We start from the raw sequence: 14,397 nt of genomic DNA on the forward strand, positions 1-14,397 counted from the left end.
CCGCGCCGCCGGCCGGCTTTTTTGGGCTTTTCACACCGCTTCTCCTGCCGTACCCAGCGCGATCATCATGAGTAGAAAAAGCCCCCAGGCTCCGTGCATCAGACCAATGGTGATATCGATGTGGCGCGCCGTTAGCGCGACGCGCCCCGGCCCCAGCGTGGCGCGGTGCGAAAGCTCGCCGCCATAGACGTTCACGCCGCCGAGCTTCACGCCCAAAAGCCATGCCACCATCGCCTCCGGCCAGCCCGCGTTGGGGCTGGGATGGCGCGGCGCCTGGCGCCGGGTGTGGGTAAAGGCGCCAGCCACCGCCAGCGGCTCGCGCCCCAGGGAATTCCAGAGCGCCCCCGCCGCCCACAGGCACACGGCGGTCAGCCGCGCCGGCAGCCAGTTGGCGACGTCATCGAGTTTTGCCGAGACGTAGCCGAAATCCGCGAAGCGTGCGTTTTTGTAGCCCACCATCGAGTCCAACGTATTCACCGCCTTGTAAGCCAGCGCCAGCGGCGCGCCGCCAATGAGTGCGAAAAACAGCGGCGAGGTGATGCCATCAACGGTGTTCTCGGCGACGGTTTCGACCGCGCCGCGGGCGATTTCGGGCTCATCTAGCGTGGCGGTATCGCGCCCGACCACGCGCGACAGCGCCTCTCGCGCCGCCTCGAAATCCCCCCTGGCGAGCGGCGCGGCGATGGCTCTGCCTGCGTCCGCCAGCCCCTTGATGGCAAGCGTGGTGGCCAGTAGCCAAAGCTCCGCCGCGACCTTCAGCCAAGGATGCACCATGCTCAGCAAATTGAGAAGAAGCGTTGCGAGCCAAAACGTGCCGGCAACGACCAGAAGCGTCAATAGCGCCCCCTTGAGCCGCCGCGCGTACCGTCCGCCGCGGTTGAGCCGCGCTTCCAGCACCGTGATCACCCGTCCCATGCCGACCACCGGATGCGGCAGCCCGCGAGGGTCGCCCACCACCAGATCGATCGCCACTGCCAAGAGTATTAGCGTTACGCCCACTAGCGCGTCACCCCGGCATTCTCAAACGTGGCCATCTCGCTGATCATCGCGCAGGCGGCTTTTAACAGCGGAAAGGCGAGTGCGGCGCCGCTGCCCTCGCCCAATCGCATATCGAGTTCGAGCAGCGGGGTCGCGGCGAGCGCCTCGAGTGCGACGGCGTGACCGGGCTCGGCGGAGCGGTGGCTGAAAATCAGAACCTCGCGCACCGGCGGGCAGAGCCGCACCGCCGCCAGCGCCGCGACGGTGGCAATGAAGCCGTCGACCACTACCGGCAGGCGGCGCTCGGCGCTTGCCAGCATCGCCCCGGCCATGGCGGCAAGCTCGAGCCCGCCAACGGCGGCCAGCACCTCGAGCGGCTCGCTTCCCGGGGCCCGGGCGACAAGCGCCTTTTCGATCACGTCGATCTTGTGCGCCAGACGCGCTTCGACAAGGCCGGTACCGGCGCCCACCAGCGGGCCGACGGGCCGGTTCAAGAGGGCGGCGAGCACCGCGCTGCTGGCGGTGGTGTTGGCGATCCCCATCTCCCCCAGAATCAGGCACCTGCAGCCGGCACGCGCGGCGCGCTCGACGGCGTCGACGCCCACCTGCAGGGCCTGGTCGAGCTCGGCGGCGCTCATCGCGTTTTCGCGGGCGAAATTGCGCGTCCCGTGGCGTACTTTAGCGTCCACCACGCCCTCGGCGCGGACATCGCTTGCCACGCCAACGTCGACCACCTCGATACGCGCCTCGATCTGGCGGGCGAAGACGTTGATCGCCGCCCCGCCCTGGGCGAAGTTGGCGACCATCTGTGCGGTCACTGCCTGGGGAAAGGCGGACACACCCTCCTCGGCCACGCCGTGGTCGGCGGCGAAAACGACGATGCTGGGCGGGTCGACGTGGGGCGTGAGCGTATCGGTGATATGACACAGCGACACCGCCAAATCTTCCAGCCGGCCAAGGCTTCCCGGCGGCTTGGTCAAGGTATCGAGATAGGCCCGCGCGCGCGTTTGAAGGGTGGTATCGAAAGGCGTGATACGCGAAAAGTCGCGGGGCATGGCAAGCTCCGAAAGCAAATGGGTAAACGAGTAAGCAGCTATAATAAGTGGGTATAAAAAAGCACCCATCGAGCCGAGGGCGACTGCCAGACCATGGTAACAAAGCCCGAGGGCGCTGGCGCCTGTTCCCGACATGACCCTCGGGGGCTGGATCGCGGCTTACCCTTCACCTTTAACGCCCTTTTGGGCATGCTGAACCTTTCGAGCATGCTGATGAAAAACGCCCGTGGGCTGGCCAACAGCTTGGGCTGCGAGCGCCAGGTACGCTTCACCGCCCTTTTCATCGACCGCGCGGGCGCTTTAGTAGGAAAGTTACCAAAATCGCGACTAAAATCCGCGCCAAAAGGTTTAATGCTGCTCCATACAGTCTTAAACTGGCCTAAAAGCATGTAAAATTACTACATAGAATTACTACATAGCATGCCCTGACTAACGCCTAGCCGAGGTTTTCATGACGTCCACCACTTCCGCCCCGTTGAACGACACCGTCGCCAAGGTGACACAGCGCATTCGCGAGCGCTCCAGGGAGCGCCGGGCGCTTTATGAAAAGCGCATGGCTGACCAGCACCAGCGCGGCGTGCATCGCGCCGAGCTCTCCTGCGGCAATCTGGCCCATGGCTTCGCCGCCTGCAGCCCGCAGGAGAAGGATTCGCTGAAGCTGATGAACAGCGCCAACCTGGGGATCATTTCGGCCTACAACGACATGCTCTCGGCGCACCAGCCTTTCGAGACCTTCCCCGCGACCATTCGCCAGGCGGCGGGTGCGATGGGCTCGACCGCGCAGTTCGCCGGCGGCGTGCCGGCGATGTGCGACGGCGTCACCCAGGGCCAGCCGGGCATGGAGCTTTCGCTTTTCTCCCGCGACGTCATCGCCATGGCCACCGCCGTAGGGCTTTCGCACAACATGTTCGACGCCGCGCTTTACCTGGGCGTGTGCGACAAGATCGTGCCGGGGCTTTTTATCGGGGCGGCGCGCTTTGGCCACCTGCCGGCGATGTTCGTGCCGGCCGGGCCCATGCCGTCGGGCTTGCCCAACAAGGAGAAAGCGCGGGTGCGCCAGCTCTTCGCCGAGGGTAAGGTGGGCCGCGCGGAGCTTCTGGAAGCGGAGTCCGAGTCCTATCACAGCCCCGGCACCTGCACCTTCTACGGCACCGCCAACTCCAACCAGCTGATGATGGAGGTGATGGGCCTGCATCTGCCGGGCACCTCGTTCGTCAATCCGGGCACCGAGATGCGCGAGGCGCTGACCCGCTTTGCCACCGAACAGGCGATTCGCAATACCGAGCCCGGCGGCACGTATCGCCCGTTCTACAAACAAATCGACGAGCGCGCCATCGTCAACGCCGTGGTCGGGCTTCTCGCCTCCGGCGGCTCCACCAACCACACCCTGCACCTGATCGCCATGGCCGCCGCCGCCGGCGTCACGCTGACCTGGGACGACTTCACCGAGCTTTCCGCGGTCACGCCGAGTTTAATGCGCGTCTACCCCAACGGCCAGGCGGACATCAACCACTTCCAGGCCGCCGGTGGCATGAGCTACCTGTTCCGCGAGCTGCTTGGCGCGGGCCTTTTGCACGGCGATATTCCCACCGTGTTCGGCACCGACCTGACCGCCTACACCCAGGAGCCCTTCCTGGAGGACGGCAAGCTCGTCTGGCGCGAAGGCCCGGAAAACAGTCTCGATGACGAGGTGCTGCGCCCGGTGGCCACGCCCTTCGCGCCGACCGGTGGCTTGACCGTAATGGATGGCAATCTGGGCCGCGGGGTGATCAAGATTTCCGCGGTCACCGAGGAGCACCGCGTGCTCGAGGCGCCGGTGCGCATTTTTGATGACCAGAACCAGATGAAAGGCGCGTTCGAAGCCGGCGAGCTCGACCGCGACGTGGTCGTGGTCGTGCGCTTTCAGGGCCCGAAGGCCAACGGTATGCCGGAACTTCACAAGCTCACGCCCTACCTTGGCGTGCTGCAGGATCGCGGCTTCAAGGTCGCACTCGTCACCGACGGGCGCATGTCCGGCGCCTCGGGCAAGGTGCCCGCGGCCATTCATATCAGCCCGGAAGCACTTGACGGCGGGCCGCTGGCCAAACTGCGCGACGGCGACGTGGTCTTTCTGGATGCCAACACCGGCGTGCTCGAAGCCAAAGTGGACCCGGCGACCTGGGCCGAGCGCGGCCTCGCGCACGCCAACCTGGATGCCTACCACGTCGGGATGGGCCGCGAGCTCTTCGGCGGGTTCCGCCATCTGGCGATGCGCGGCGAGGAAGGCGCCGGCGTGTTCGGCGGTTTCGAGGCAGACGACCTGGCCCGCCAGCAGAGCCAGATCAGCGAGGAGGACGCCTGATGCGACCGGCGCTGATCGGCGATATCGGCGGCACCAACGCCCGCTTCGCGCTGGTCATTCCCGGCGACACGGCGCCCTATGACATGCTGAATCTGCCCTGCGCCGACTACGCCGGGCCCATCGAGGCCATTCGGGATTATCTCGAGCGGGTGGGTGCCATCGATGAGATGGCCCCTGTCGAGGCGTGTCTCGCCTTCGCCTGCCCGGTTCACGCCGAGCGGGTGAAGATGACCAACAACCACTGGGCGTTCGACAAAAGCGATGTTCAGGCAGCGCTCGGCCTTTCGCTTTTCAAGGTGATCAACGACTTCACCGCCCAGGCGCTCGGCGTACCCCACGTCGATGAAACGCATCTTTTCGAGGTACAGTCAGGCCGCGCGCAGCCACACTCGGCGCGGCTGATCATCGGCCCGGGCACTGGGTTGGGCGTGGCCGGCGTTTTTCCCGGCCGCCACGCCTGGATTCCGCTGCCCACCGAAGGCGGCCACGTCAGTTTCGCGCCGATGGACGAGCAGGAGCTGGCGCTTTTACGCTTTTTCCAGAAGCGCTACGGCCGCGTCAGTGTCGAGCGCGTGCTGTGCGGTCAGGGGCTTTTCGAGCTCTATCTTGCCTATTGTGAGCTGGAGGGCGTCGCCCCGCGCTTTCAAACCCCGGCCGAGATCAGCCAGGGCGCCGACGACGACGACGCCCTGGCGCGTGCGGCGCTGCTGCGCTTTTTAAAGATTCTGGGCAACGTGTGCGGCGATGCTACGCTCACCATGGGCGCGCGCGGCGGTGTCTATCTCTGCGGCGGCATCCTGCCCCGGCTGCTCGACTGGCTGCCCCAAAGCGAGCTCAAAAGCGCCTTCAACGACAAGGGCCGGATGCAGGCCTACAACGCCGATATTCCCATTCAGGTGGTCACCCACCCCTGGACGGGGCTACTGGGCGCCGCCGAAGCCCTGCATAACGAAGAGGTTACTTAGCCACCTCTGTTGGGCACGAACAAGCGCCCGGGTCTTAATAAAACAATGAGCGCAAAGCGCGTATGAGGAGGTATGCATGACGCCAGTCGTGACCTTTGGCGAGGCGCTGGTCGATATGCTTTCTAGCCGATTAGGCGACGAAGCAGGCCCGGAAACGTTCACCCCCTATGCCGGCGGCGCGCCCGCCAACGTGGCGGTGGCCTGCGCACGGCTGGGTGTAAAGAGCCGGTTTCTTGGTATGGTCGGCGATGACAGTTTCGGGCGCTTCATTACCGCCGAACTCGCCCACCACGGCGTGGAGACTCAAGGCATCGTCACCACGCGTGAAGCGCGAACGGCGCTGGCGTTCGTTTCACGAGACGCCGAGGGCGAGCGCACCTTCGACTTCTACCGCCCGCCAGCCGCGGATCTGCTGTATCGCGAGAAGCACCTTCCCGGAGACACCTTCGCACGCCCGGTGATCTGGCACGTGTGCAGTAACAGCCTGACCGAGCCCGCCATTTTCGACACCACCCTTGCCCTGACTCGCCGGGCGCGCCGCTCAGGCGCTCTGGTCAGCGTGGACGCCAACCTGCGCCACAACCTGTGGGCCGGGGGGATGGCCTCGATCGAGCGCGTGATTGAGCTGCTCGACGAGGCCGCGCTCATCAAGGTCTCCCGCGAAGAGCTCGACTACCTGCGCGGCGACCAGCCCCCGGCCCGGTGGCTCGACGCGCGCCTGGCCGCCAGTGCCAACGCGATACTGGTGACCGACGGCCCTCACGAGGCCGTCCTTAAAACCGCCCACTTCGAGCATCGCCTCACCCCGCCGCCGGTCAAGGCGGTGGATACCACCGCCGGTGGCGACGCCTTCATGGGCGGCTTTCTGGCACGGCTCTGCCGGCTCGACAACATCGAGCGCGCGCTAAAAGACCCTGACGTGCTGATCGAAGCCCTTACACTGGCCTGTCGCTGCGGCGCCCACGCCGTTACCCGCCCCGGCGCCTACGCTGCCTTGCCTACTCGAGGTGATATTCCCGGTTTCGAGTAGACATAGGCGCCTAACATGCCCTCTTGAACGAAAAAGGCCCGAGCGGTTGATCCGCTCGAGCCTTTTTTACTTGGCGCAAGAGCCTAGTGGTGAAAACGCTCCGCCGCTTGCTGGGCGAGCTTTTTGATGCCCTCCCAGTCCTCGGCGTCGACCATTGCTTTCGGTGTCAGCCAGGAGCCGCCGATGCACATGACGTTGGGCAGTTTCAGGTACTCCTCGGCGTTGTCGAGGGTGATGCCGCCGGTGGGACAAAAGCGCGCCTCGGCAATTGGGCCGCCAAAGGCCTTGATCGCCTTGGCGCCGCCGCTCGATTCTGCCGGGAAGAACTTGAAGCGGCGGTAGCCGTACTGCCAGCCGGTCATCAGCTCGGAGACGGTGGAGACGCCGGGTAGCATCGGTACCGGGCTCTCTACACCATAGCGGTAGAGCGCCTCGGTCGTGCCGGGGGTGACGACGAAATCCGCGCCGGCCTCTTCGGCCTGGCGATACTGGGCGGGGGTAAGCACGGTGCCCACACCGATGCTCGCGCCCGTCAGCTCCTTTTTCATGCGCTTGATGGCCTCGAGCGCGCAGTCGGTGCGAAGCGTCACTTCCAGTACGTTGATGCCACCGTCGATCAGCGCGCGGCCCATGGGCACCGCGTCTTCGATACGCTCGATGGTAATCACCGGGATGACCTCGGCCTTGAGGCAGATGCTGTCGAGCTCGGCGGTACGGCTGGACGGAAGCTGTTTATCGATTGTCATAAAATCTCCAAACCCTAACGCGGGCGTGCAGTGGGGGGTCAGGGTGCCCAGTAGATGGCCAGCGGGCAGCTTAAAAAGGCGCGGATAGGCAGCTGTCGAACATCGTCGCCTCCCATGGCGCTGCCGAGTACGGCGCGCTTGTCGTCGCCGGTGATGTGTAGAAAGTGGCGCCGCGCCTGGTGCAGGCGGTCGGCGCTCAGGGTAATGCGCGGCTGCGGCTGGCTGGGCGTGCGCACCGCGACCAGCGCCTCATCGGTGGTCATGGCAAGGCCAAGCTCGGGGCTATCGGGAAAGAGCGAGGCGGTGTGGCCATCGCCGCCCATGCCCAGAATGACGACGCTTGCCGGCCAGGCGAGCGGCTCGAGGCGCCGAGCGACCTCTTCCACGCCTTGCTCCGGCGTTGCGGCCTCGCTGGTCAAGGGGATGAAATCGGCGTTTGCTGCCTCCCCCACCAGCAGATGCTCACGCACGAGACGGGCGTTGCTGTCCGGGCTTTCGACATCGACCCAGCGCTCGTCGGCCAGCGTCACCTGCACCCGCTCCCAGGCAAGCGGCCTTTGGGCGAGGGCGGTAAAAAATGGCACCGGCGTGGAGCCGCCGGAGACGACCAAAAGCACCTTCTCCTGGCGCTCGAGATCCTCGGCCAGGGCCTGATAAACCGCTTCGGCCAGCTGCTCGGCCAGCGCTTTACGTGCGTTGCTCATGTCAGTAGTCCTCGTACCAGCTGCGCCCGTCCTGGGTGATCATGGCGATCGACGCCACCGGCCCCCAGGAGCCCGCCGGGTAGCGCCGGGGCGGCGTTTCGCGCGTTTTCCAACCTTCGATGAGCTGGTCGCACCAGTGCCAGGCGTACTCGACTTCGTCGCGGCGCACGAACAGGTACTGCTGGCCCTTCATCACTTCCAGCAGCAGCCGCTCGTAGGCATCGGGAATCCGCGACTTGGGAAAAGCGCTGTTGAAGTCCAGATGCAGCGGGCCGGGGCGCAGGCGCATGCCCTTGTCCAGGCCGCTATCCTTGGTCAGTACCTGAAGCGCGATGCCCTCTTCCGGCTGCAGACGGATGATCAGCTTGTTGGCGGCGATATCGCGCTGGTCGGGGTCGAAGATGTAGTGCGGCTGCTGGCGAAAGTGAATGACGATCTGGGACAGCTTTTCCGGCATCCGCTTGCCGGTGCGCAGGTAGAACGGCACGCCGGCCCAGCGCCAGTTGGACACCTCGGTTTTCATCGCCACAAAGGTTTCCGTGCGGCTTTCGGTATTGGCGTCGTCTTCTTCCAGGTAGCCCGGCACGGACTGGCCATCGCTAGTGCCGGCAATGTACTGACCGCGCACCACGTCGCGCCCCAGCGCCTCGCCGGTAAACGGCTTGAGCGCCTTGAGCACCTTGACCTTTTCGTCGCGAATGGCATCGGCGTCCAGATTCGACGGCGGGTCCATGGCGATCAGACAAAGAAGCTGGAGCAGATGGTTTTGCACCATATCGCGAAGCTGGCCGGCGTCGTCGAAGTAGCCCCAGCGCCCTTCGATACCCACCTTCTCGGCCACGGTGATCTCCACATGTGAAATGTGGTTCTGATTCCACTGGGTGCCGAACAAGGGATTGGCAAAGCGCAGCGCGATCAGGTTTTGTACCGTTTCTTTACCGAGGTAGTGGTCGATGCGGTAGACGCGCTCTTCCGGGAAGACAGCGCCGATGGCGTCGTTAACCTCTTTCGAGGACGCCAGGTCGTAGCCGATGGGTTTTTCCACCACCACGCGGGTGTCGTCGTCGAGGCTTTCGCTCGTTGATAGGTTATGGCAGATATCGCCGTAGATGCGCGCCGCCACGGAAAGATACACCACCATGGGATGCTTCGAGCCTTCGCGCCACTGTTTGATTGCGGCGTAACCTTCGGCCTCTTTGAAGTCGAGCTGCAGGTACTCGAGCCGGTTCAAAAAGCGCGCGAGACTTTCCGGGTCCTGATCATCATTTTTGAGACGTTTTTGGAGCGCCTCATTGACCAGCTCGCGAAAAGCCTCGGTATCGTGCTCTTGGCGGGCAAGCCCCAAAATGCGCGTGGCCTCAGGCATCAGCCCTTCGCGGTCGAGATGATAAAGGGCTAAAAAGAGCTTGCGCGTGGCAAGGTCCCCCAGCGCGCCGAACAGCGCCAAATCGATGGCGTGGTTGGGGTCGCCCAGAGGGGATTGGGGCTGGCTCATCGTGACTCCTTGAATCTTGAGGCCGCTCAACGTTGTTTAATTACCTAAAATTTATCCGATGGCGGCTACTATACGCAATAAACGATGTAATTTTACTACTAAATGATCACTGCTCGGCCAGCGCGTCTGAATACGCCGCCGTGCCAGCCAGGACCGCTCGCTAAAGACTTGCTGGCATAAAAAAAAGTATCCCTTACTTTTTACAGACTTTTTATACTACCCCGTGCTGAGATAGCGCTGGATGATCCTCGAGGGAACGCAATGCCCTTTTTGAATGTGCATAGAGTGAAACACTGGGCGCTTCGCCGGCGCTTTGCGCCCATCGTGCGAATTCTGGCGGTGCTCTGGGTAGTGCTGGCGCTTTTCATGCTGGTGCCGCTAGTGGTGCTGCTCTGGGAACATGACCCGGACGCCAAGGCCTTCATTCTGGCGATCGTGATCGTGATGACGCTCGCCGGGGGGGCGCTTGCCGCGACGCACCGCGTTCCCATTGAGCTTAAACCCTGGCAGATGTTTGTGCTAACCGCGGCAAGCTGGGCGAGCGTCAGCGGCTTTGCAAGCCTTCCCTTGATTCTGGGCGCCCCGCAATTGAGCGTCACCAATGCGGTGTTCGAATCGGTGTCGGCGATCACCACCACCGGCTCCACCGTGATGGTGGGCATCGAGCATCTTTCTGACGGCCTCAAGCTCTGGCGGGGTTTGATGCAGTGGCTCGGCGGTATAGGCATCATCGTGATGGGCATCGCCATTCTGCCGTTTCTGAAAGTGGGCGGCATGCGCCTTTTCCATACCGAGTCCTCCGACTGGTCGGACAAGGTGATGCCGCGAACAGGCGGCATTGCCAAGGCTACCTTGAGCATCTATGTGGCGCTGACCCTACTGGCCATGATCTGCTACTGGCTAGGCGGCATGCGCCCACTGGACGCCATCGTGCATGCCATGTCATCGCTTTCGACAGGCGGCTTTGCCAACTCCGACGCCTCCTTCGGGGCTTATGCGGAAAAGCCCTGGCTCTTGTGGATGGCCAGCGCCTTCATGCTCAGCGGCGCGCTGCCCTTCGTGCTGTATATCCGCTTTATCCGCACCTCACGCAGCGCGCTGTGGAAAGACCAGCAGGTACGCGGGCTCTTGAAGCTGCTGCTGGCGGCGATCCTGATCCTCAGCGCCTGGCGGGTGCTTCAGGGCGATGACTGGTTCGTGTCGCTCACCCACGTTACCTTCAACGTGATTTCCGTTGTCACCACCACTGGGTACGCGTCGGATGATTACACGCTGTGGGGGTCGCTGCCGGTGGTGGCGTTTTTCTACCTGACCTTTGTCGGGGGCTGCAGCGGCTCCACCAGCGGTGGCATGAAGATCTTCCGTTTCCAGATTGCCATGCTGATGCTGCGCAACCAGCTGCGCTATCTGATTCATGCCAACGGTGTCTTCACCACGCACTATAACCAGCAGCCGGTTACCAGCGATATCTCCAGAAGCGTGGTGGCGTTTTCCTTCTTCTTCTTCATCACCATCGCGGTGCTGGCCCTGCTGCTCTCTGTGCTGGGGCTGGACCTGGTAACCGCCGTGACCGGGGCGGCCACGGCGGTGGCCAATGTGGGCCCGGGGCTTGGCGATACCATTGGCCCGGCCGGCAACTTCTACACCCTGCCGGATGCGGCGAAATGGCTTTTGTGCATCGGCATGCTGATGGGCCGGCTGGAAATCCTCACTGTGGTGGTACTGATGACACCGATGTTCTGGCGTCGCTAGATGGCGTTCGCACGCACGGGCTCCACTAAAAGCCGATACCCGACGCCGGCTTCGGTCTGCAGCAGTACCGGCGTCTGGGGGTCGTCGCCGAGTTTCTGGCGCAGCCGGCTGACCACGATGCGAAGGTAGTGGGTATCGTCCACGTGGGTCGGGCCCCACACTTCCTTGAGTAGCTGGGTCTGGGTCACCACCCGGCCCGCATAGCGGCACAGGCGGGCCAGCACCGCGAACTCCTTGCGAGTCAGGTGCACCGGCACCTGGTTCAACGCTACCCGGCGAAGCTCAAGGTCAATGGTGAGCCCCTGGCTTGTATAGCAGCTGGCGACCGCCTCGCCCTTCGCCCGCAGCGCCTGGCGCTGCACGGCGCGGATACGCGCCAGAAGCTCCTGAATGCCGAACGGCTTGGTCACGTAGTCGTTGGCACCGTTATCCAGCGAGCTGACCTTCTCCTCTTCACGGTCGCGCACGGAGACCACGATCACCGGCACGCTGCTGTGCTCGCGGATGTCGCGCAGCACCTCATGGCCATCCATGTCGGGCAGCCCCAGATCGAGCAGCACCACGTCCGGCGCCTGGGTATACACCGCGCCCAGCGCCTGCTCGCCGTTCTCGGCTTCGATTACTGAGTACCCCTGGGACGCCAGACTGATGCGCAGAAAACGCCGAATCTGCGGCTCGTCGTCAACAATCAGAATGCGTGTGCTGCCTTCACTCTTCATCGGCTCTTCCTGGGTCGGTCTCCAATAGCGGCAGGGTCATGATGATGGCGGTGCCCCGCCCGCTTTCTGCGGTATCGGCACTGATCGTGCCCCCGTGGGCGCCGACCATGCCGCGGCAGATCGCAAGCCCCAGGCCACTGCCGTGAGCACTGCGGTCGCCGTCGCCACCGCTGTAGAACATGTCGAATACCTGCTCGCGCAGATCGTGAGCAATGCCCGGCCCCTGATCCTCGATGGTGATCACCAGCGTCGCGGGCTCTCCTTCACGCAGATGCGCCTTGATACAAAGCTCCCCACCCGGCGGTGAAAATCGCTGGGCGTTATCCAGCACGTTGACCAGCGCCTGCTCGATCAGCGCCGGATGAACGTACAAAAGCGGCAGTGACGCGGGCCAAAACCGGCGCACCGTCACGTGCTTCAAGGAGTGCCCCAGGCGTTTGAGCGCCGAGTTGACCAGGTCCTCGAACGCCACCCAGTCACGCTCGAGCTTGAGCGTGCCGTGGCCCAGGCGCGTCATGTCCAGCAGGTTCTGGATGTAGCGGTTAAGGCGCTCACTTTCGGACAGAATACCGTCGAGCAGTTCGCGCTGGTCACTGTCGCTGAGCTGTGGCCTGAGGTCGATCAGCGAGCTGGTCGCCCCGATGATCGAGGCAAGCGGCGTGCGCAGATCGTGGGAGACCGATGACAGCAGCGCCGAGCGCAGCCGCTCGTTCTCCTCGGACACCCGCGTGGCGTTGAGCTCGGCTACCAGGCGGGTACGCTCCAGCGCCATGCTGAGCTGGCGCACCAGGGTATCCATCAGCGCTTCCTGCTCGTGGCTCAAGGCCTTGGGAGCCGCCGACAGCTTGAGCGCCAGCATGCCCACGCCTTGCCCCTGCACGGTCAGCGGCGTCAGGCGCCAGGCCTGCTGGCTGAGCGTCTGGGTGCCGCGGCCGCTGGGTTTCTGGTGCTGCCAGCTCCATACCGCGGCCTGTCGGGCGGTGATGTCCAGGTGCTCGGAAGCCGGCAGCGCATGCACTACGCGCACTTCGCTGGCACTTTCGGCACTCTCGAGAAAGGCGGTAGGCACCGCAAAGCAGTCCACCAGGGTATCCACCCCCACCTTGGCAACGCCTTTGCTGTCGGTCGCCATGGAGAGCTGCTCGGCGTAGCGCAGCAGCAGCCGGGTCTGATCGCGGCTTGCGCGCAGCGCCATCAGCCGCTGACGCCCGCGCCCGGCAAGCTGGCCCACCACCAGGGCCACCAGAAAGAACAGCACCACCGTCAGCAGCTGGCCGCGCTCCACCATCGCAAAGGTCAGGCGCGGCTGGGTAAAGAAGAAATTGAACACCAGAAAACCGGCCACGGCGCTGAACATGGCCATGGTGGTGCCTGCCCACACGGCGCTGAACAGGACCGCGGCCAGAAACACCAGCGACAGATTGGCAAGCTCCAGCCAGGGTTCCAGCAAAAGCGCCACGCCAAGCGATGCCGCCACGCCCAGGCTGGTGGCGATGAACTGAGAAGGACGCAGCCGTACCCCCAGGCGACGCAGCGGCCGACGGCGGTTGCCGCTCCCCTTTGCCACCACGACGATATCGAATGCCTCGGCACGGGCCAGCAGCCGCTGAGCCAGCGGCCGCGACCATGGCCATGTGCGGCGCCTGACCTCGCGCCCCACCACGATGGTGGTGGCATTGATGGCGCGGGCGTAATTGACCACTTCCCCCAGCTGGCTTTGCCCCTGCAGGCGTAGCGAATCACCGCCCAATCGGGTCACCAGGCTGAAGGTCTGTTCGACCGCCAGCTGCTGCTCGGCGCTGTCGGCACCCTTGTCTACATAGACGGCGCGCCACACCGCCAGGCGCCGCTCGGCCATCCGATGGGCCGCGCGCACCAGCGATATATCCTCGTCACCGCCGTTGATGACCACGACCAGATGCGGCCTGACCGGCCAGGGCCCCGCCCGCCCACCGGCGTCCATGGCCACCTTTACATCGGCATCGACCCGCTCGGCCATGGTCTGAATGGCCAGCTCGCGCAGCGCGTTGAGGTTCGACTCGTTGAAATACCCCTCCATGGCGGCCCGGGCCTGCTCGGGGATGTACACCTTGCCACGCCTCAGTCGCTCGAGTAACTCTTCGGGCGTGAGGTCAACCAGCGATACATCGCGGGCGCGCTCGAGCAGCGTATCGGGCACGGTTTCGCGCATGCGGATGCCGGTAATCCTGGCGACGTCGTCATTGAGGCTCTCCAGATGCTGGACGTTGACCGTGGTCCACACGTCGATGCCCGCCTCCAGAAGCTCCTCGATATCCTGATAGCGTCTGGCGTGGCGGCTGCCGGGGATATTGCGATGGGCGAGTTCATCCACCAGCAGAATGCCGGGGCGCCGCGCCAGGGCGGCATCGAGATCGAACTCGTGAAACGTTCGCCCGTGGTGCTGCAGGGGCGAAAGCGGAATGCGCGCCAGCCCCTCGCACAGCGCCTCGGTGTCGGCACGCCCGTGGGACTCCACCACGCCGATCACGATATCCTCGCCCTCTTCCATGCGTTCACGCGCGGTGCGCAGCATGGTGTAGGTCTTGCCGACGCCAGGAGCGGCGCCCAGGAATACACGCAAACAGCCGCGC

11 protein-coding genes are annotated in these 14,397 nt (G+C 64.3%); 4 read left to right on the forward strand and 7 right to left on the reverse strand.

Annotated elements, in window-relative coordinates; genetic code table 11:
- Window positions 1-30 precede the first annotated feature (30 nt).
- Window positions 31-999 carry an adenosylcobinamide-phosphate synthase CbiB gene (cbiB, locus tag RN346_RS10330; RefSeq protein WP_311961071.1) on the reverse strand — a complete coding sequence of 323 codons (969 nt, stop codon included), beginning with the start codon at window positions 997-999 and terminating at the stop codon, window positions 31-33.
- Entirely contained in the window at window positions 999-2,033 is a 1,035-nt protein-coding gene (gene cobT, locus RN346_RS10335) for a nicotinate-nucleotide--dimethylbenzimidazole phosphoribosyltransferase (protein ID WP_311961072.1), read from the reverse strand. Before cobT ends, cbiB begins: the two co-directional genes overlap by 1 nt.
- Window positions 2,034-2,484: 451 nt before the next feature.
- On the opposite strand from cobT, the gene edd reads away from it, so the two are divergent.
- From edd to RN346_RS10350, 3 genes are all read left to right on the forward strand, one after another.
- Window positions 2,485-4,374: a phosphogluconate dehydratase gene (gene edd / locus RN346_RS10340; RefSeq protein WP_311961073.1), complete on the forward strand. Its 1,890-nt coding sequence runs from the start codon at window positions 2,485-2,487 to the stop codon at window positions 4,372-4,374.
- Complete coding sequence (gene glk / locus RN346_RS10345) at window positions 4,374-5,339, forward strand: glucokinase (RefSeq protein WP_311961074.1); 966 nt, start codon at window positions 4,374-4,376, stop codon at window positions 5,337-5,339. The genes edd and glk overlap by 1 nt, the downstream gene beginning before the upstream one ends.
- 76 nt (window positions 5,340-5,415) lie before the next feature.
- Window positions 5,416-6,369 (forward strand): carbohydrate kinase, encoded by a 954-nt coding sequence (locus RN346_RS10350; protein ID WP_311961075.1) that lies wholly within the window; start codon window positions 5,416-5,418, stop codon window positions 6,367-6,369.
- A gap of 83 nt (window positions 6,370-6,452) precedes the next feature.
- On the opposite strand, the gene RN346_RS10355 is transcribed toward RN346_RS10350, so the two are convergent.
- The 3 genes from RN346_RS10355 to zwf are packed head-to-tail and all read right to left on the reverse strand — an operon-like array spanning window position 6,453 to window position 9,314.
- A complete protein-coding gene (locus RN346_RS10355; RefSeq protein ID WP_263586879.1) occupies window positions 6,453-7,115 on the reverse strand; it encodes a bifunctional 4-hydroxy-2-oxoglutarate aldolase/2-dehydro-3-deoxy-phosphogluconate aldolase in 663 nt (220 codons plus the stop codon).
- 38 nt (window positions 7,116-7,153) lie between these two features.
- Complete coding sequence (pgl, locus tag RN346_RS10360) at window positions 7,154-7,819, reverse strand: 6-phosphogluconolactonase (RefSeq protein WP_263586878.1); 666 nt, start codon at window positions 7,817-7,819, stop codon at window positions 7,154-7,156.
- Between the two features lies 1 nt (window position 7,820).
- Window positions 7,821-9,314, reverse strand: coding sequence for a glucose-6-phosphate dehydrogenase (zwf, locus tag RN346_RS10365; protein WP_311961076.1), 1,494 nt, complete (start codon window positions 9,312-9,314; stop codon window positions 7,821-7,823).
- Window positions 9,315-9,575: 261 nt separating this feature from the next.
- On the opposite strand from zwf, the gene RN346_RS10370 reads away from it, so the two are divergent.
- Window positions 9,576-11,066, forward strand: coding sequence for a TrkH family potassium uptake protein (locus RN346_RS10370; RefSeq protein WP_311961077.1), 1,491 nt, complete (start codon window positions 9,576-9,578; stop codon window positions 11,064-11,066).
- On the opposite strand, the gene RN346_RS10375 is transcribed toward RN346_RS10370, so the two are convergent.
- Together RN346_RS10375 and RN346_RS10380 are read right to left on the reverse strand one after the other, a co-directional pair.
- Entirely contained in the window at window positions 11,063-11,785 is a 723-nt protein-coding gene (locus RN346_RS10375; protein WP_311961078.1) for a response regulator transcription factor, read from the reverse strand. The genes RN346_RS10370 and RN346_RS10375 overlap by 4 nt on opposite strands.
- On the reverse strand, window positions 11,775-14,387 hold the full coding sequence (locus RN346_RS10380) for a sensor histidine kinase KdpD (RefSeq protein WP_311961079.1): 2,613 nt from the start codon (window positions 14,385-14,387) through the stop codon (window positions 11,775-11,777). The genes RN346_RS10375 and RN346_RS10380 overlap by 11 nt, the downstream gene beginning before the upstream one ends.
- Window positions 14,388-14,397: the final 10 nt, after the last annotated feature.

Source organism: Halomonas sp. PAMB 3232, assembly GCF_031954225.1.
In the GTDB taxonomy this organism is placed as follows: Bacteria; Pseudomonadota; Gammaproteobacteria; order Pseudomonadales; family Halomonadaceae; genus Vreelandella.